At 34.5% G+C, this 17,566-nt stretch carries 15 protein-coding genes; all 15 read right to left on the reverse strand.

Translation table 11 applies throughout. The annotated features are described in order from the left end of the window. Positions 1-72: 72 nt before the first annotated feature. On the reverse strand, positions 73-540 hold the full coding sequence (locus DOK76_RS11080) for a GNAT family N-acetyltransferase (RefSeq protein WP_206967758.1): 468 nt from the start codon (positions 538-540) through the stop codon (positions 73-75). Positions 541-552: 12 nt separating this feature from the next. Further along, entirely contained in the window at positions 553-1,431 is an 879-nt protein-coding gene (gene pepI / locus DOK76_RS11085) for a proline iminopeptidase (protein ID WP_206967760.1), read from the reverse strand. A gap of 124 nt (positions 1,432-1,555) precedes the next feature. Continuing rightward, entirely contained in the window at positions 1,556-1,921 is a 366-nt protein-coding gene (locus tag DOK76_RS11090; protein WP_206967762.1) for a DUF2500 family protein, read from the reverse strand. 24 nt (positions 1,922-1,945) lie between these two features. Next, positions 1,946-3,469: a TPM domain-containing protein gene (locus DOK76_RS11095; RefSeq protein WP_206967765.1), complete on the reverse strand. Its 1,524-nt coding sequence runs from the start codon at positions 3,467-3,469 to the stop codon at positions 1,946-1,948. A gap of 29 nt (positions 3,470-3,498) precedes the next feature. Then, the gene (locus DOK76_RS11100; RefSeq protein WP_206967767.1) at positions 3,499-4,065 is read right to left on the reverse strand and encodes a LemA family protein; all 567 of its coding nucleotides are present in this window, start codon (positions 4,063-4,065) and stop codon (positions 3,499-3,501) included. Positions 4,066-4,290: 225 nt separating this feature from the next. Beyond that, complete coding sequence (locus DOK76_RS11105) at positions 4,291-5,256, reverse strand: LacI family DNA-binding transcriptional regulator (RefSeq protein WP_206967768.1); 966 nt, start codon at positions 5,254-5,256, stop codon at positions 4,291-4,293. A 1-nt stretch (position 5,257) separates the two neighbouring features. Then, entirely contained in the window at positions 5,258-8,575 is a 3,318-nt protein-coding gene (locus DOK76_RS11110; protein WP_206967770.1) for a GH36-type glycosyl hydrolase domain-containing protein, read from the reverse strand. Positions 8,576-8,587: 12 nt separating this feature from the next. Continuing rightward, positions 8,588-10,741, reverse strand: coding sequence for a beta-glucosidase BglX (gene bglX / locus DOK76_RS11115; RefSeq protein ID WP_206967772.1), 2,154 nt, complete (start codon positions 10,739-10,741; stop codon positions 8,588-8,590). A 14-nt stretch (positions 10,742-10,755) separates the two neighbouring features. Beyond that, a complete protein-coding gene (locus tag DOK76_RS11120) occupies positions 10,756-11,532 on the reverse strand; it encodes an endonuclease/exonuclease/phosphatase family protein (RefSeq protein WP_206967774.1) in 777 nt (258 codons plus the stop codon). A 1-nt stretch (position 11,533) separates the two neighbouring features. Then, the gene (locus DOK76_RS11125) at positions 11,534-12,427 is read right to left on the reverse strand and encodes an acetylxylan esterase (RefSeq protein WP_206967776.1); all 894 of its coding nucleotides are present in this window, start codon (positions 12,425-12,427) and stop codon (positions 11,534-11,536) included. Beyond that, positions 12,417-13,010 (reverse strand): DUF624 domain-containing protein, encoded by a 594-nt coding sequence (locus tag DOK76_RS11130; RefSeq protein ID WP_206967777.1) that lies wholly within the window; start codon positions 13,008-13,010, stop codon positions 12,417-12,419. The genes DOK76_RS11125 and DOK76_RS11130 overlap by 11 nt, the downstream gene beginning before the upstream one ends. A 46-nt stretch (positions 13,011-13,056) precedes the next feature. Further along, positions 13,057-14,667, reverse strand: a complete 1,611-nt coding sequence (locus DOK76_RS11135) for a type 2 periplasmic-binding domain-containing protein (RefSeq protein ID WP_206967779.1) — start codon at positions 14,665-14,667, stop codon at positions 13,057-13,059. Positions 14,668-14,693: 26 nt separating this feature from the next. Then, positions 14,694-15,584: a carbohydrate ABC transporter permease gene (locus DOK76_RS11140; RefSeq protein WP_206967781.1), complete on the reverse strand. Its 891-nt coding sequence runs from the start codon at positions 15,582-15,584 to the stop codon at positions 14,694-14,696. 4 nt (positions 15,585-15,588) lie between these two features. Further along, positions 15,589-16,503 carry an ABC transporter permease gene (locus tag DOK76_RS11145; RefSeq protein WP_206967783.1) on the reverse strand — a complete coding sequence of 305 codons (915 nt, stop codon included), beginning with the start codon at positions 16,501-16,503 and terminating at the stop codon, positions 15,589-15,591. Positions 16,504-16,702: 199 nt separating this feature from the next. Next, complete coding sequence (licT, locus tag DOK76_RS11150) at positions 16,703-17,548, reverse strand: BglG family transcription antiterminator LicT (protein ID WP_206967785.1); 846 nt, start codon at positions 17,546-17,548, stop codon at positions 16,703-16,705. Between the last annotated feature and the right edge of the window lie 18 nt (positions 17,549-17,566).

Raw genomic sequence — 17,566 nt, forward strand, 5'->3', positions numbered from 1 at the left:
AGATTTTTGGTCTAACTTTTTGGGGTCGCTTCATTAAGTTTATGCCACAGTCTTTTTTAGTTTAAACAATCCTTACTTTAATGCCTTTAAATACCATCGATCCATTGCTGAATGAGGTGAACCTTCTAGTGGCTTATCCAGTAACTCGAAGCCATATTTGTCATATAAATAACAAGCAGACTCTAAGTCACTATGAGTTTCTAAGTAGCAATACTCATAATGAAGCCCCGCAAAATCAAGTGCTGCATCCATTAATTGTCTGCTTAACCCTTTTCCTTGAAAGCTTTGATCTAAATAAAGCTTTTGCAACTCGCAAACTCCATCCTTGAAAGGAGCGATTCCCACGCCTCCAACAATAATACGAGATTCTTCAATCACCCAATAATTAGAACCCCTTTTTTCATAATAGGCAAACAAATTATTGAGTTCAGGATCAAAATAAGCAGTTCCTGGTTTATCTAAACCTAAAGACTTTAAGGAGGTTTGGATTAAATCTTTGACTTGTTTGTTATCAGAAAATGTCATTTCTCTTAAAATCATTTTACTCGCCTCCTAATCATGTTGATTTAACCAAGTTTTTAGGACACATTGATAGGCTTTTTCTTCATCTACAAAAGGCATATGGCGACTATTTGCAAATAATTCCCACGTAGCATTTGGAAGTCGGTCATACATGGTTTTAGCAATCACAGGAGTACTTAAATCATCTGCACCGCTTGTAATTAGCGTTGAGGTTGTTATTGTTCCTAACTGGTCCGTGTAATCAAATTCTTTTAGTGTACCTAATGGGAAGAATTCATTTGGTCCCCAAGCCACTTCATAAGACTGCTTTCCTTGGTTCTTCTTACGTCTAAGAGGTTCTTTTGAATCATCAGTTGGCATATCTGCTGCATGTCGCTTCATAAACCGTTCATTTGCCGCTAAATAATCTGGTTGAGTAAAATCATGACTGGTTTCAGCAGCTAGAATACTCTGTTGATCCTCTAAACTCATTAATTTAATCAGGCGATGTTGTTCCTCTTTCCATAGATTAGCTGAAGATAACGTGCTTGATAAAATAAGACTTTTGATTCCTTTTGGTTGTTTATCACACATATACATTATAAGAAGCATCCCACCCCAAGATTGCCCTAGTAAGTGTAGTTCATCTAGTTCCAAGTAATCTCTAAGAGTCGTTAGTTCTTCTAACCACGTATCTGCTTGCCACAAGTCGGGATCATTTGGTATAGAAGATAAACCACAGCCTAGCTGATCATACATAATCAGTTGGCGTCCGTCTAAATCCCATTCCTCAAAAAGTTCAAAATAATTATGAGTTGAACCTGGTCCTCCGTGAAGTAATAATAAAGGTGCTTTCTCTGATGGTTCTCCTACTATTCGGTAGTAAGTTTGATATTCCCGAAAAGGCATATAGCCTTCAATAACTTTCATACAACCCCAACTTTCATTTTTTTGTCTTGACATGATTATAAGAAAGAAACCTCTATCTGTCTATCCTATAACAATAAAAAAAGGTTGTGATACAAGTATGAAACCTGTATCACAACGCTTTTAATTAGAGTTGATTTAAACGAAATTCTTTTAACCATTTTCGTTGATAGACTAATTCTCCTGTATCACCAACAGCATATTGTCTAAACTTTTTGTAAGACACATCTAGAATGACTCTCCCACCATACTCTGTTTCAAAAGTAAAACTGTGTCTGGTGCTACTAGATCTTGTTCCATCACTATTTCCATGTTGTTGAGTGCTTGCGTCTTTACTAATGAGTTTGGCTTCTACTGTGACTTGATCAGCTGTTAGGTTTAGAATCAAATTGACTAAATGATAACCTAAAACGAGGACAAATCCGCCCACAATAAGCCAAAAAGCAATTGAAAAAAGTGAACTAAAACCTGAAGATGTTTCAAATACTTCCATTCCTCACCACTCCTTTTTACCTAACTACCAACCACCAGAAAAACCGCCTCCGCCTGATGAGCCTCCGCCAAAGGAAGAACCTCCACCGCCACCAAAGCCTGAACCACTGTTGTTATTATTGTGGTAGCTAGACCAAATCATCGCTTGCATATAGTAACTACCTAAAGTCATATTAGTTAGATCATTCAAAGCTTGACGTTTTTGTTCATTCGCCATCTGTCTTCGGCGTTTTTCAGCAAAACGATACGCGCTTCTTAAAGACTGGGGTGTGATTTGAATTTTTTGGAGTAACAGCGGATCTGATAAATCTTGCTCTTGTAAGAAGTAATACACCATTAGAGCTACTTCAAGTTCATAATCAAGTTTTCTCAAACGAACGTTGTTTTCCTCTAAATAGCGTTCACTTAGTGTTTCTACATAGCGTTTATTTTCTTTAGAAATTCTCAAATTCTCTTTATGTTTCTCACGAGTTGTTACAACATATTGAGTTATTTCAAACATCGCATCACTCTCTAAGTATGGATTAGATGAGAGTGGATATGAGAAACTACTTGCTCTAGGTAACAATTCCTGTTTCAAGTCTTTAAAATATTTATCTTCTAAATATACAGAAATATCATAGGGTGCCTCTTCTTTTGAATTTCGCCAATACTGGATTAAGCTATCTTCTAGTAGGTATTGACTTAGCCAATTAATCATCTGTTCATCACTAGATAAAATACGTTTTTTGCTAGGTGAATAATACAAAGTCTTCGCTAAATATTTTGATAGGTTGACTTGTCTAATGCCTTGAACATTTCCGAAATTGATAAGACTTGACGTATTGTCCACATAGACATAACCATCTACGTTTCTATTAAGATATTTTTTACTAATCGTTGCTCTCATCTTAGAAAGACCTGCACGGTAAATCAAGAAAAGTAACACTACAAGCCCGATAGCACCTAAAATAATATTAAAGATGGTTTTCATCATTTTGGCTTCTCGTTCTTTTTCCTTAGTAACAATTTCTTTAGCCGCATCTATGTCACTGTATTTTTCAGTGACAAGTGATTCAATATTTTTAGAAACTAGCATAACAGCCTGACCATATTGATCATCTTGAAGTAACTCAGTCGCTTTATCTGTTACAATTTTTTCTTTCATGCTATCTGTTATGACATCTTCCACACCATAACCTGTTTCTAACCGATATTTATGATCATCAACAGCAATAACAAATAAAAAACCATTATCTAACTCTTTGTCACCTATTCCCATTTGTTCAAACTTTTTTGTTGCATAGTCTTCTATTGAATCATAACCATCTAAGTTTTTTAAGGTAACAACAGCATATTGAGGCTTACCGGGTAAATTAGCAAATCTCTCTTCATTCATTTGCTTAATAGACTCTTTATCCTGAGCCGTTAAAATCCCTGCGTTATCTTCAACAAAGATATTATTAGCATCTGCTGCAGCAACTTGGGGAAAGGCAATGATTATACCAAATAAGGTGACAAAAGCTACAGCAAGAAATGTTTTAACTCCCTGACTTACTCTCTTTTTCATTTCTTCCACCTCCTACAACAACTCATCTCTTAATTGTTAAATTTTACCTCAGGTGCTTTTTCAGCACCATCTGCTGCTTCAAAGTAATCTTTTTGATTAAATCCAGTCATATTAGCTACTAAAGATTTAGGGAATTTCTTGATTGACACGTTATATTCTTTAACAGCTTTGTTATAACGGTCACGTTCAACTGAGATTCTATTTTCAGTTCCTTCTAATTGAGTCATTAAAGTATTCACGTTTTCATTTGATTTAAGCTCTGGATAGTTTTCCATTACAACTAATAAACGAGATAAAGCTGTTTCCATTTGAGCTGAAGCTTCTGATGTTTCTTTTACTGTATTGGCACCAGCCATTTTACTTCTCGCATCAGCAATGTTACCAAATACTTCTTTTTCTTGTTTCATACTTCCTTCTACTGAATTAACTAAGTTAGGAATTAAATCATAACGTCGTTGCAATTTAGACTCCACTGTCGCCCACTGACTATCAACCTCTGCTTCTTTTGACACTAGGCTGTTATACGCTGTAAACACATAAATAACTAATACAGCAATAATTCCTACAATAACTAATAAGGGTGTATTTTTTTTCATTTCTTTTTCCTCCTAATATTTGACGATTTTTGTTAATAAATTCATTATATGGTTATCAACCATAACTTTCATCAGACCTAGGACTGATGAAAGAAACCATCCTTACCTAATATTCTAACATGCTTTTACTAAATAAAAAAAACATAACCGTCGTTGTATTAAGTCAGAACTATTTTTTCTTTGACGTCATAAAAAAAGACTGCCACCTAAGTGACAATCTTTTCTTTATTGTTCTCCAAATGATTCTCCTGGAATAAAACTTGTGTAAATCAAGCCATTAGAGGTAGGCTCATTTTTGATTAGTTGCATTAACTTCTCAACAGCTACCATTCCCCAACGTTTTTTTGAAAAACCAATCGTTGCAATAGTTGGTGAAATAATATTGCCGTAATAAGTGTTATCAAATCCAATAATTTGAATATCTTTCCCTATTTTTAATTCGGTGCGTCTAAAGAAGTCATACATCCCAATTACCATCTCATCATTGAAAGAAAAAATGGAAATAGGTTTTGAAGTCATTCTCAAATAAATTTCCTCAGCTATTCGCTTTCCTGACTTAGCGTCAAATGACCCTTGATGGAGATGATACTCCTTACCATAGCGTTTTAACTCTCTTTCAGTTGCTTCTAGTCGGCGCATGCTATCAAATGAATTTTCTGGTCCTGTCACAACATGTATTTCTGCTGTAGGTTGCTCAACAATTTTTTCGATGGCTAAAGTAGCACCACCAATGTTATCTAACAACACATGACACAAATTGTCCCCTTCAACTTCACGATCTAAGGTCACCAACTTATAACCAAGCTTGCCATATTTTTCGATTTCCTCTGTTTCAAAGGTCCAATCTAAAATAATCACCCCATCTACCATTCGCTCTGGAATAAATAAATGAGATCTTTTACCACTACAAACAATCATTTCATAATCATATGATTGTAAGCCGTGCTTAATACCATCTAACAACTCGCCATAAAAACTACCCATGTAATCAGATAAATAAACAGCAATAATTTTTGTTTCTTGTCTTTTTAAAGCTTTAGCTGCCATATTAGGAACATAATTCATCTCACTGGCTATTTTTTCTATTCTTTGACGTGTTTCTTCTGTTACTTTATCACTTCCGTTTAGTGCGTATGAAACCGTTGAGATAGAAACTCCTGCTACTTTAGCGATATCTCTTATTCCAACCACTCTACATCTCTCCAATAAATAATTCTATTTCGTTAACCCCTTCATTCATGGTATTTGAATAAAATGTATCTAACGAAATGACTAATCCTTCATTTCGATACCTATTTTGTTTGTCTTCAGTCTCTATTAGTTTACCATTAATTTTTAGCCCTTTCACGGGTTCAGTTAAATTGAATTTAATTTTTAATAATCGGTCTTCAAATTGGTATGTCAGCACCAAATCAGTCAATTCTTCTGGTAAAACAGGGTCAAACAATAACTGCTCACTGTTTTTTCTGATTCCTAAAACATTACTGATTAATTGGTTTATATAAATACCAGGACCACTTGAGTAAATTCTCCAACCGCCTTTCACACCACGGTCTTTTGTTTTTAACTCGTTAAAGTTGTCTTGTGCGTCATAACGTGTTTTAAAGTCACCATCTGAACTACTGAAATAAGCATTAGCTTGTCGCAACTCACTATTAGAAACAACTTCTTGGATACCAATCGGATTAATTTTTTCTAAGTTTGACCACGTTTCATTTCGTTTACCAATCTTAGCCATGGCCTCGACATAACGAATGTGGGCATGAATATAGGCTAACCCAACTTCTCGACCTAAGTTAGCTGCTTGCTCAGCACGTTTAAAGATTTGACTAACGCCACCCTTGTAATGAGCTGGTTGATTCATTAAACGAACTGCATCTGGGAAGACAAGGTTCTTTTCAATAATCTCAACATGCTTAGCCACTTCTTCTTCGTCAATTAACTCAGAAATCATACTTCTTGTCATCGGTAATAAACGGTACGTAATCCCTGTCTTTTTATCACTTGGATGAATAATGAGCTCTGATTTTCCCGCTTCGTCCATATACAAGAAACCTGGAATAACCTCATCTGATAACATATAAGTATGGAAATCTTTGTAGATACCCACTGATAAGTCTTTAGCTCTTACACTAAAGGCCTCATTGTACTCACTCATCACTTCTGAGAATAATTTGAATGTTTGATACGTTAAGGCAACTGTCCAACTACTTGCCATGTTTTTCTTCAAGGTTTGATCAGCTGGTTGAAGTGTATCATCCCAGTCACCATCACCATAACAAGACAAGAAAGTATCCTCTAAAAAGTTATCTTCAATGTAAGTAATTTGTTTGTTAATGTGTTGTATAAGCGTTTCTTCTTCTGTTGTTTTCTTGAAATCAACTCGACTAGAATAAGGAATCATCTCGTCTAACACTGAGTAGTCTTTTGTTACATGTAAGTAATCACTAACTACTTTAAGCGGCCAAACAATAATATCTCCATGACTCTCATCAGCTTTAATCTCTTCAAATTTATCAAACATAAACCATTGTGGCCAGTTACCATCATCACTAAACTGATTAGCATAAATTGTTAGAATGATTGAGCGCACCATTTCTGGTTTATTCATTGCAAAGAAGTACTCAACAGGTCCCTGACAAACGTCACGCGTTCCCCAAGCAGCTCCACCGTATTGCTCTAAACCATGTGGTGATAAATAATGCACCAGCATGTTGTGGCTATACCATTTTACCAAGACATTCATTTTATCAACACGTTCTTGGGCTGTATGATTTAAATGGAAATGATTGCTTAAATTAGCTAAGTAATCATTATAGCTTTGACTAGCTTCTTCAAGAGTTGAACTCACTTCCTTAAAAGGCTCAGCTGAAAGCGTACCTTGAATAGTTAATGACACTTGTTCAGTAGCTGGTAAGTGAATCATAACTAGATTTTCATTAGTTGACATTTGGAAATAGTCAACTGCTGAAACTAAGTCAAATGCTTGTTTTACTTCAATACCGTATCTTAAATCAGGGTATTTAGGGAAAATACTTGACTCTGCTGTTGGTGTAAAGAGTAGCTGTTGTTCTTGTCTAACCATCTCATAATCATGGCTACTTTCGTTATCGTTCATTACCACATCAAAACTTGTTAACCATTCGTATTGTTTTTGACTGTGACTGATAATTTCAAACTGAACACTTCTAGAATCACTAACTGTATAACTAGAAATTTCAATTAAATCGTCATTCAATTTATAATACCAAGTACCAAAGTTAAAGCCCATTTTAAAGGCTGAAGGTAAACCTAATCGTTGCCATTTTCCTTCCTGTTTTACAAATAAGCGTTGACCTGATTTTTTAAGTAGATTCAAGGCATTTCGAGAGTTACTAATAAATTTATTAACAGTCGTATTCCCTAAAACAATTTGCGAGTTGAATAGTCCATTCATGTACAAAGTACTAGCTAATACAGGATTTTCTATCGTACTCTCTTCACCACTAATAATAATATGACCATGAGATCTTTCCATTAATAATTCTTTTTCTTTCAGAACGACATGGTAGTCATTTTCGTCAAAGAATGATAATAACTCTCCCTCTTTGCTCGTCTCTTCCACACGTCTACTTGGGAATAAACTATCAACTTCAGCTGGTGTTAACACCTCACCTGACACGTCGCTGATTAATTCAGCTACAGGTAATTCTTTTCCAAGAGAAGCACCTAAACTTGGAAGGTTATTGAAACACACCATAATATCTTTCTTGTCTATTTTTGCCTTAGCAATTGCCTCGCTATGAGACGGTAAAAATGCACCGTAAAAAATAACTTGTTGGCTTTCACCTGATAGAGTTATTGTTTCAGATTGTAGACCAGTATAAGCCATCTCATACTGGTAAACCTGACTTTCTAAATCTCTTGTATTAGCTAATTTAGAAAACATACTATTAGCGTTATTTTTTTCAAAGAATTGATAGCCATCTGTTGAATAATGGGTATTAGGTGTTAAGCTACCTTGTTGTAAATACGGAAAGTCGCTACCTTGAGGCATATTTTGTCTTGAACAAACCACAAAATCACCATCTACAGAATCAATAAAGTGATCCACATATTGAGAATTATAGGCCTCATTTGATAAGATAACCCCTCTTGCAGCTAGTCCTAAATCCTGACCATAGATCACATCAACTTGTTCAGAGTTACCTGTTAAATTCACTTGCCAGAACCACATATCTTGATCAGATAATCTAAAGCTCACTTGATAAGTAATGCCTTCAACTTCTCCTGACCAAGTAATACCTTCCTCAAAGGTTTCACAAATACTATTTGACGCTTTTCCAATTAAAGGATAAACCTGACAAGACTTTTCTTTAAAGACACGAAGGAAAAGATTATTTAAGCTACCATTAAATTCATTGCCAATGAATTGATTAATTAAGATATTAGTTGTTGATACTTCTTTGATATCTCCATGAGGTAAAAAAGAAAACGTTACTTGTTTACTATTAAAATTATTTTTTTTCATTATCTCACTCCATTATTTAAGAACTAATGTCTTAACTAGATCTAATTCGCGACTATTTGGTCCAACCATAATGTGGAATTCCCCTGGATCAACAGACCATGTTAAATCTGGATGAACATAAGCTAAGTCTTTCACTGCTAAACTTAAAGTTATTTCTTTTCGTTCATTTCCAGCTAATGCTACTTGTGTAAAGCCTTTTAATTCTTTTAGTGGACGAGCTGTTTTTCCAACTAAATCTCTTACATAAAGTTGAACTGTCTCAATAGTTGTTTCTTCAGATTGATTGTGTAGTGTCACAGTTACTTCAACTGTTTCATCAGACGAATCAATTGTTTCTTTATTTAAAGCTATTCCTTCGTATGCCACTTTAGCAAAAGATAATCCGTAACCAAATGGGTATTTAGCGTAATTTGATACATCTAAGTATTTAGAAACATATTTTTCATCTGGTGCTGATTCATAAGGACGTCCTGTATTTTCTGTGTTGTAATAAACTGGCACTTGTCCTACATTTTCAGGGAATGACATACTTAAGCGGCCACTTGGATTCACGTCTCCAAAAAGAATATTAGCAACAGCATTACCACCTTCAGTTCCTGGGAACCAAGCTTCTAAAATACCATCAGCTTCTGAGATAGCTGTTAAATCTAAAGGTCGACCATTGATTAAAACAACAATGACTTTTTTAGCAATTGCTCTTACTTCATTAAATAAGTCAATTTGGCTTTGAGGTAGTCTAATATCGCTACGACTTGCCGCTTCACCACTCATCCAATCTGCTTCTCCTAAAGCTAAGACAACTACTTCGTTTTCTTTAGCTAATTGTTTGGCTTCTTCTAGACTTTCAGTCGTATTTTCAAACAAATCACTTTCTACAGAAGCAACTGTTACGTTTTTACCTTTTGCTGACAATCCTTTAGCAATTGTAACTACTTCATCAAATTTACCTTGCCATGACCAAGCACCCATTAAATCTCCAGTTGTGGCTTTTGGTCCAACTAAGGCAATTGCTGTTTCTTGACTTAAAGGTAAAATACCATTGTTCTCTAAAAGTACCATTGATTTTTCAGCAATTTTCCGTGCTGATTCGCGGTGACTTGCTGATAAAATAACTTCTTTTTCTTTAACTGGATCAGCACCACGATAAGGATTTTCAAATAGGCCTAGATCATTTTTTAATTCTAAGATTCTTAAAACAGCTTCATCTAGTAAGTCCATGTATTTTGGATCTTCATCGATTAATTCTAGTAAATGTTTATCATAGCAAGTTGTCATCATTTCAATGTCAACACCTGCTTCAATAGCTAAGCGAGCAGCTTCTTTTTCATCAGCTGCTACTCCGTGATTGATCATTTCTTTAATAGCTGCCCAGTCAGAAATAACAGGACCTTTAAAGTTAAATTCATCTCTTAACACATCTCTAAATAATTTTTTATTACCACTAGCTGGAATACCTTCAATGGTATTAAAAGCAGTCATCACTAATTTAGCTCCAGCATCAATAGCAGCTTGATAACTTGGTAAATATTTTTCACGAAGAGTCGTTTCAGAAACATCTACTGTGTTATAATCACGACCACCAATCGCTCCACCATAAGCGGCAAAATGCTTCACACATGCTGCTACTTTACTCATATCTTCTTTTAAGTCATCTCCTTGATAACCAGTTACCATCGCTTTAGCGAATTCACTATTTAAATAAGGATCCTCCCCTGTTGACTCCATCACACGTCCCCATCTTGGGTCTCTTACTAAATCAAGCATAGGTGAAAAAGTTAAATGTAGTCCTGATACAGATGATTCAAGAGCTGAGATAGATGCCATTTCTTCGACAGCTTCTTTACTCCATGTACAACCTAATGCTAATGGAATTGGGAAGATGGTTCTAAACCCGTGGATAATATCTGCCATAAACATTGTTGGAATCTTATGAGAGTTATTCTCAATATAATTTTTTTGAATTCCCATAGCTTTTTCAGCACCAGAAACGCCTAAAATAGTTCCAGCATTGGCAATCGTTGTTTCATTAATATCTAATGTTTCCATAGGTCCTGTTCTATCTTCTGCATCATCTGTGTAAAAATCAGCTGACAATTGTAATAACTGATCTACTTTTTCTTTTGGTGACATTTTTTCAATAATCGTTAATAATTCGGCTTTTTGCATGGTTAAGTTCTCCCTTATGATAAAAAATTAAATGTGGCAACAACTGGAAAATGATCTGACGGGTATTTTAGATTACAAGAATCTGTTAACACCCCTTGTTTCAAACAAGACATTTCCTTGTATAAAATATAATCAATATGTTCTAAGTCTTTCCATTCCCTGAAATATTCAAAGTCTTGAAACGTTCCTTTAGGTCCGTAAAGAAACACATCTGTTTGATCTTCTGGATATAGAAATGTTTTTTCTAATTCTTTGTGAATAACTTCTTCTCGTTCACAATTAAAATCCCCTAATAATAAAGTTGGATACAGTGAGATTTTTTCTTTCAAACGATTAAGTAAAACCAACATTCCTTCTTTTCTTGCAACGTCTGAGATATGGTCTAAATGAGTATTAATCACTAAAAAAGTGTGATTACTTGTGGGACAGTGTAGAACTTGCCACAAACAAAGTCGTTTGCAACCTGCCTCTTCATGAATACTAGGAATATCAGGTGTGTCAGATAACCAGAAATACCCTTTTTCCACACAAGTAAAGAGGTCCTTTTTGTAGTAAATACCTAGCCCCTCACCTGTTTGGTCTCCTTCACGTTCCTGAGTAAAACCCTCATAGGCGGTTAAGACACTTAAATCTTCAACTTGATTAGGTCTAATTTCTTGAACGCCAAACACATCCCAGTCATGATACTTAATCAAATCAATCACTTGTTCTTTTCGGTAATCCCAAGCCCACTCTTTATCAGCTTCGGTATCAACACGTACGTTATAAGTTGCAACCTCTAATTGTCTCATCTTAGTCACCATCCATCTCTTTCAACACATATCTTAATAGTTTCTCTGTATGTTTTAGCCCGCCACCACCGTGACCTGGCTCTTTATAACAATCTAATTCTTTAAATCCCGTTAACTTGTCATAAGCTTTGTAAAAATCTTCTTTTGGACAAATTGGGTCACTCTCACCTACAGAAGCTAGGACTGGATTACTAATTTGATCAACCATGTCCTTCACATCAAAGTAGGACATCACTTCATGAACTTGCTCTACTTGATCTTTATTGGCTAATAAGTACTCATGAATCTCTTTATAAGAGCCTGTACCAGCTGCTATTCGACTCTTTAAATCACTGTGACTTGGTACATCAAAAAATGAATACCTAATGTCGTGTGTTGTCCAACTATTAGCAAACAACCCGACTCCCCCACCTTGACTTGTCCCGTGAATAAACACACGCTTCTTATCAACTAAAGACAGCTCTTGGGCCACATCAATCAAACGCAAGGCATCCCAGTACAAGCGTCTTAAATAAAAATCATCTCGCTCTAAAAAACCTTTCGCCATTAAAGAGTTACCCTCGTAAGAGTTATAAGGATGACTGTCTAAAGTTTTTCCACCTTGACCTCTTGAGTCAGTAACCAAGACACCACACCCTACACTTAGCCATTCCATAAATTGAAGAGGTGACACTAAGTGATTCATGTAGCCAATATATTCAATGACTAATGGATAATTGGTTTGATTTTTAGGTTCAATGAACCAACCATAGATTCTTTCTTCATACAAACTTTCATAACTAATCTCATAAACAGTTGCTAGTTGACTTGGAAATTCTTTTTGTGTCATTGTCAGATTCAGAGGTAGTTGATTAGAGACCTCTCGCTCTTTTTCCCAATACGCTTTAACTTCCATAAGACGCTAGCCCCTTTTTCATCAAGCTAATTTGTAGGTTAACTACTAAAGCAACTCCTACTAAAAACATAAAAATAATCGAATACTTTAAACTTAAAAAACTAATACCAATTAGTACTAAAAACATAGCAATCGCATATGGTAAACGAATCGTTACAAATTCAAGCGTTCCTCTTATAGCTTCTTTTACTCTTAAGTCATTTAAAGCAAATACAAGAGGAAATACAATTAGTAATAGTAAGAAAAATGAAAATAAAATCATCAATAATGTACTTAGTAGCGGAATATACTTTAAGCTGACATAAATCAAACTCGTTGGGACTAACCAACCAATCAATTCAACCCCTAATAAAATCATGCCTTTTTTAAAATTAAGTCTAAAATAGTTGGTATACACTTTAAATGCTGATAACGTTCCATCACTCTTTAACTCATTAAGAGACTTGATAAGCGCCACTCCACCAATACCAATCGTTACAATTGGTAAAATAGAAACAATAAATAATAAATTTAAAATGATTAAATTGGCTAATCTTGAGAATACTCTAAAGTACCAGCCATCAATTGATAATATATTTTTCATAATATGATAAAAGGTGGGAAAGCTTAGACTTTCCCACCTCTCCTTTCTAGTCTTTTATGCCTAATTTTTCTTTGTTTTCTTTCATTTTTTCAGTTTTGATTTTGTAAACATCTTCTGCGTTATTTTTCTTAGTAAAGTCAACATATTCTGTATATGTTTTTTCAAACTCATTATCAGATTTTGCACGGATTAATGAGATAACTGCAGTATCAAACTTAGTTTTCATTGCTTCTTCAGAACGAGCTTCTTTTGTTCCTGTTTCAGGAGCAATGTTTTCAATCACAAAGTGTGGCACTAATTTGCCTTTACCCCAAGCTTGTAATTGAGTCACAGAACTTTCTTCTGGTTGTTTGTAAAGGTTCATACGGTCATTGTTAAAGAAGTTAAAGGCACTTAAACCATATTTTTTACGGTATTCTTCAGGATTTGTTTTTTCTAATTCTTTTACTTCTGGTAAGATTTCAACTTTTTTGTTCTCGTTGAATTTGTATGTTTCACCTTCAACACCAAACTTAGTTAACATTTGACCTTCTTCACTAATTAAGTAAGTGAATAATTGAGTTGCTTTTGCAGGGTCTTTAGCATCTTTTGAAATGTAGTTAACTAACCAACCTGAGATTCCTGTTTGATTTAACATAATCTCTCTACCTGATTGACTTTGAGGTCCATCAATAGCGATGTATTGTGTGCCACTATTGTTTTTGAACTCTTGTAATTCTCCAACAGATCCATTGAATCCACTAGCAAATATTACACCAAAGTCACCTTTTTTAAGTTTACCTTTGTAAGTATCGCCATCATCAGTAAAGCTATCATCGTTGATGTTGCCATCTTGATAAACATTGTTAAGTGTTTTTAACCATGCTTTATATTCTGGATCTAAATTACGATCATTGAATTCACCTTTTTCATTTGCTAAAGGAACACCAATAAAGTCTTGTAAAATACGTTGGAAAGAAGTGCTATCGTCTTTTACTGGTGGGAAGCCAAATGGTGTCAACTCAGGAAACTCTTTCTTAATATCATTCATCACTTTTTCAAAATCTTCTGGTGATGAAATAGATGGTTTACCTAATTTGTTGTAAACATCTTCACGAATAATAAACGCATCATTCGCTGGAATCACATTGTTGTCGTAATCTTTTTGTGTATTAGAGTAGTTTGGGTAACCATATGTTTTACCGTCTGCTAAAGCAAACCAGTTAAACGTATCTTTTGTTACCACACTATTTAAATAAGGATCATATTTTTCTGCTAAGTCATTTAATGAATATGCCCATTTATCTGCTTTGTTACCTGCAGGAGTATCTTTTTGCATTAACGTTACAATATCAGGCATATCTCCACTAGAAATTAACGCATTTAATTTGGCATCATCACCTGTAATGAATTTAACATCGATGTTCAAATCTTCTTTGATTTTTTTAGTTGTTACGTCATCACCAAATGGATTCATTTTCCAATCTGCATTGATGTACCAAGTTAACTCAGTTGTTTCTTTTTTCTTATCTAACTTCCAAGCTGGTGTTTTTTCATCTAGCTCGTAACGACCTTTAATACTAAAATCTTTGTTATCATCTTTTTTGTCTCCATTACCACATGCTGCTAAACCAAACGCTAAACTTGCTGTTAAAAGACCTAAAACTACTTTTTTCATTTACTTTTTCACCTTTCTTTTTTAAACTACTCTTTTACGGCTCCCGCCATCATGCCACCAATAAAATGTTTTTGTAACAATGGGTAAATCATTAGAATCGGAATCGTTGTAATAACGATTGTCGCTAATTGAATCCCTTTCGTACTTGATTCAACAATCACGTCAGTACTTCCGCTATTAGCCATTGAATTCATATTCGATTGAACAATGATTTCATAGATTTTCATTTGAAGTGGATACAATTTCTCGTTTGTTATGTATAACTTAGTTGTCATAAAGTCATTCCATTGTGCAACTCCATTAAATAGAAGAATGGTTGCAAGGGCTGGCTTAGATAAAGGAACATATATTTTTCTAAAGATGGTAAATTCTGATGCTCCGTCAATTTTTGCAGATTCTTCTAAAGAAACAGGCACATCTCTAAAGAAGTTCATCAGGATAACCACATCATAATAGCTAAATAATGCTGGGATAATGTAGACCCAAAACGTATCAAGTAAACCTAATGATTTAATTAATAGGTAAGTTGGAATCATACCACCACTAAAGTACATAGTGATAACACCCATCATCGTGTAAACACTTCGTCCCATAAGATTGGTTTTACTTAAACCGTAAGCTACTACCGAACAAAAAGCTACGTGGGTAAATGCACCAATCACAGTTTTTAAAATAGAAATAAGTAATGCTCTTGGAATACTTTCATCAGATAATACTTTTTTATAGTTTTCTAAGGTGAAGTCTTGAGGAATCAATACCAAACCAGAACTTCCTGCTGATGAGCCACTCACTGAAGAAACTAAAATGTTCCAAATCGGAACCACAATAATTAAAGCAAATAGAACTAATAAAATGGTATTTACAATGTTAAATACTCTGTTTTCACTATTTCTTTTTTTCACGACTTTCACCTCCATTTTTTTACAGAATCACTGATTTACCATCATTCATTTTTTTCGTTACTTGGTTTGTAATTAAAAGAAGAATGATTGAGATAATAGAAACACCTAAACCAACTGCTGTTGCATAAGAGAAGTCCCCTTGGGTAATACCCATACGGTAAACAAATGAGTTGATTACTTCTGAACGATTTTGGTTTTGAGTATTCATTAATACCAATGTCTGATCTAAATTGGAGCCTAAGATACCACTTACTGCCAAGATCAAGTTTAACGAGATAATAGGTGTTAGTAAGGGTAGTGTGATTTTTCGAATTTGGGTTAACTTGCTAGCTCCGTCCATTCGAGCTGCTTCATAATAGGTCGGGTCAATTTTGGACATTCCTGCTAAATAAAGAATGGTTCCCCAACCGACTTCTTTCCATAAATCTGAGAATACAGCAATCCACCAATACTTATCGGCTTCTAATAAATGATTGACTCCTGTATCCATTAACCCTAAAGACATTAAAATCTGATTTAAAAAACCAGATGTTGAGAGCCAACTAATTAACATCCCACCAAGGACAATCCAAGAAAAGAAATGAGGAATATAAGATATCGTTTGAATTGTTTTTTTCAGCTTGCCGTCTTTCATCTCAAAAATCATAATAGCTAACGCAATCGGGATAAAGAAACCTAAAGCTAACTTTAATAAACTAATAGCTAATGTATTCCTTACTGCCTCCCAAAAAAAAGAGTCTTCAAAAATAATACGGAAATTTTCAAGACCTACCCAATCTGCTGTTGAGATGTTGTCGACAACAGTATAGTTTTTAAATGCGATGACAATACCATAAATCGGTATATAGTTAAAAACAATCATAAAAGCAATACCCGGAAGTACCATCCATTGCAATTGCTTTTGAGATAAAAATCGATGAAACTTTGATTTCATCAATGTAAATCCTCCCTTCAGTTTTGGTGAAACGTTTCGATAAACAGATATTATCACAATAATAAACCGTTTTCAACATGTTTTTTTATGTTTTTTCGACTTTTATTATAGAACCGTTTCTATAACACGATTACGTTCCTTCTATCTATTTAATAAAAAACCCGTAGAAACTCACTGTTTCTACGGGTTTTCACCTAATTTAAGCTTTCTTAGCATCCTCAACCACACGATTGATGTGAATCACTAAGTAGATCATCTCAGGCTCTTGTATTTTTATGTGTTTTACTTTTAATAAATAGTCTTTGATACGTTGACTACAATTAAAAGCTTCTGGGTACTTACTTTGAACTAAAGCATATAAAAATTCATCAGTTTCTTCTAGCATTTCTTTTTCCAAAATTCGTTTAACGAAGTATTGTATATGAGTCACCATTCGATTGTAACTAAGTGATGATTCATCAAACATAATACCAAAATAGCGACTAATAATATTTAATATATCTCTAACCATTTCTGTACTTTCCATTGTAACAGGTAATTCACTTGCGTTTTTTCGGCTATTTGCAAGATGAAGGGCAATAAATCCTGCCTCATCTACTGGAAAATCAGTGTGTAATTTTTTGTTAATCGCTTCAATCCCTTTTGTTGCTACACTATACTCTTCTGGAAAGAATTTTTTAATCTCAAATAACAATGGATTTGGGATAAAAATTCCTTTTCTACCACGTTCAACCGCATAATTCAAATGGTCCGTTAACGTTAAATAAGCTTCATCAGAGTACTCTTGATTGGTGGTTTTTTCAGCGTAAAGAATGATTTCTTTAGCTACATCAATCACAGCAGGATCAACTGTCATCATTAACTTTTCAATTTCACGAACATCAGTCGGCGAACTTGATACAAAAATCTTATCGATTCTTTCAGCTTCAAGCTCATCCCCTATCTTTTGTTGAAAAGCTAATCCCTTCCCCATGACAACAATCTCTTCCAACTGTTCATTTTCAGAGATAACAACATTATTATTCAATATTTTCTTAATAATCACGTGTTATTCTTCCTCTCC

Origin of the sequence: Candidatus Vagococcus giribetii (assembly GCF_017316185.1) — a bacterium.
GTDB classification, from domain to species: domain Bacteria; phylum Bacillota; class Bacilli; order Lactobacillales; family Vagococcaceae; genus Vagococcus; species Vagococcus giribetii.

Coding starts and splice junctions, on each gene's coding strand:
- DOK76_RS11130 (WP_206967777.1), bottom strand. CDS start 13,010: ATGAAAAATATATTATCAATTGATGGCTGGTACTTTAGAGTATTCTCA.
- DOK76_RS11140 (WP_206967781.1), bottom strand. CDS start 15,584: ATGGAGGTGAAAGTCGTGAAAAAAAGAAATAGTGAAAACAGAGTATTT.
- DOK76_RS11095 (WP_206967765.1), bottom strand. CDS start 3,469: ATGAAAAAGAGAGTAAGTCAGGGAGTTAAAACATTTCTTGCTGTAGCT.
- DOK76_RS11110 (WP_206967770.1), bottom strand. CDS start 8,575: ATGAAAAAAAATAATTTTAATAGTAAACAAGTAACGTTTTCTTTTTTA.
- DOK76_RS11120 (WP_206967774.1), bottom strand. CDS start 11,532: ATGAGACAATTAGAGGTTGCAACTTATAACGTACGTGTTGATACCGAA.
- DOK76_RS11090 (WP_206967762.1), bottom strand. CDS start 1,921: ATGGAAGTATTTGAAACATCTTCAGGTTTTAGTTCACTTTTTTCAATT.
- DOK76_RS11145 (WP_206967783.1), bottom strand. CDS start 16,503: ATGAAATCAAAGTTTCATCGATTTTTATCTCAAAAGCAATTGCAATGG.
- DOK76_RS11080 (WP_206967758.1), bottom strand. CDS start 540: ATGATTTTAAGAGAAATGACATTTTCTGATAACAAACAAGTCAAAGAT.
- bglX (WP_206967772.1), bottom strand. CDS start 10,741: ATGCAAAAAGCCGAATTATTAACGATTATTGAAAAAATGTCACCAAAA.
- DOK76_RS11125 (WP_206967776.1), bottom strand. CDS start 12,427: ATGGAAGTTAAAGCGTATTGGGAAAAAGAGCGAGAGGTCTCTAATCAA.
- DOK76_RS11100 (WP_206967767.1), bottom strand. CDS start 4,065: ATGAAAAAAAATACACCCTTATTAGTTATTGTAGGAATTATTGCTGTA.
- DOK76_RS11135 (WP_206967779.1), bottom strand. CDS start 14,667: ATGAAAAAAGTAGTTTTAGGTCTTTTAACAGCAAGTTTAGCGTTTGGT.
- pepI (WP_206967760.1), bottom strand. CDS start 1,431: ATGAAAGTTATTGAAGGCTATATGCCTTTTCGGGAATATCAAACTTAC.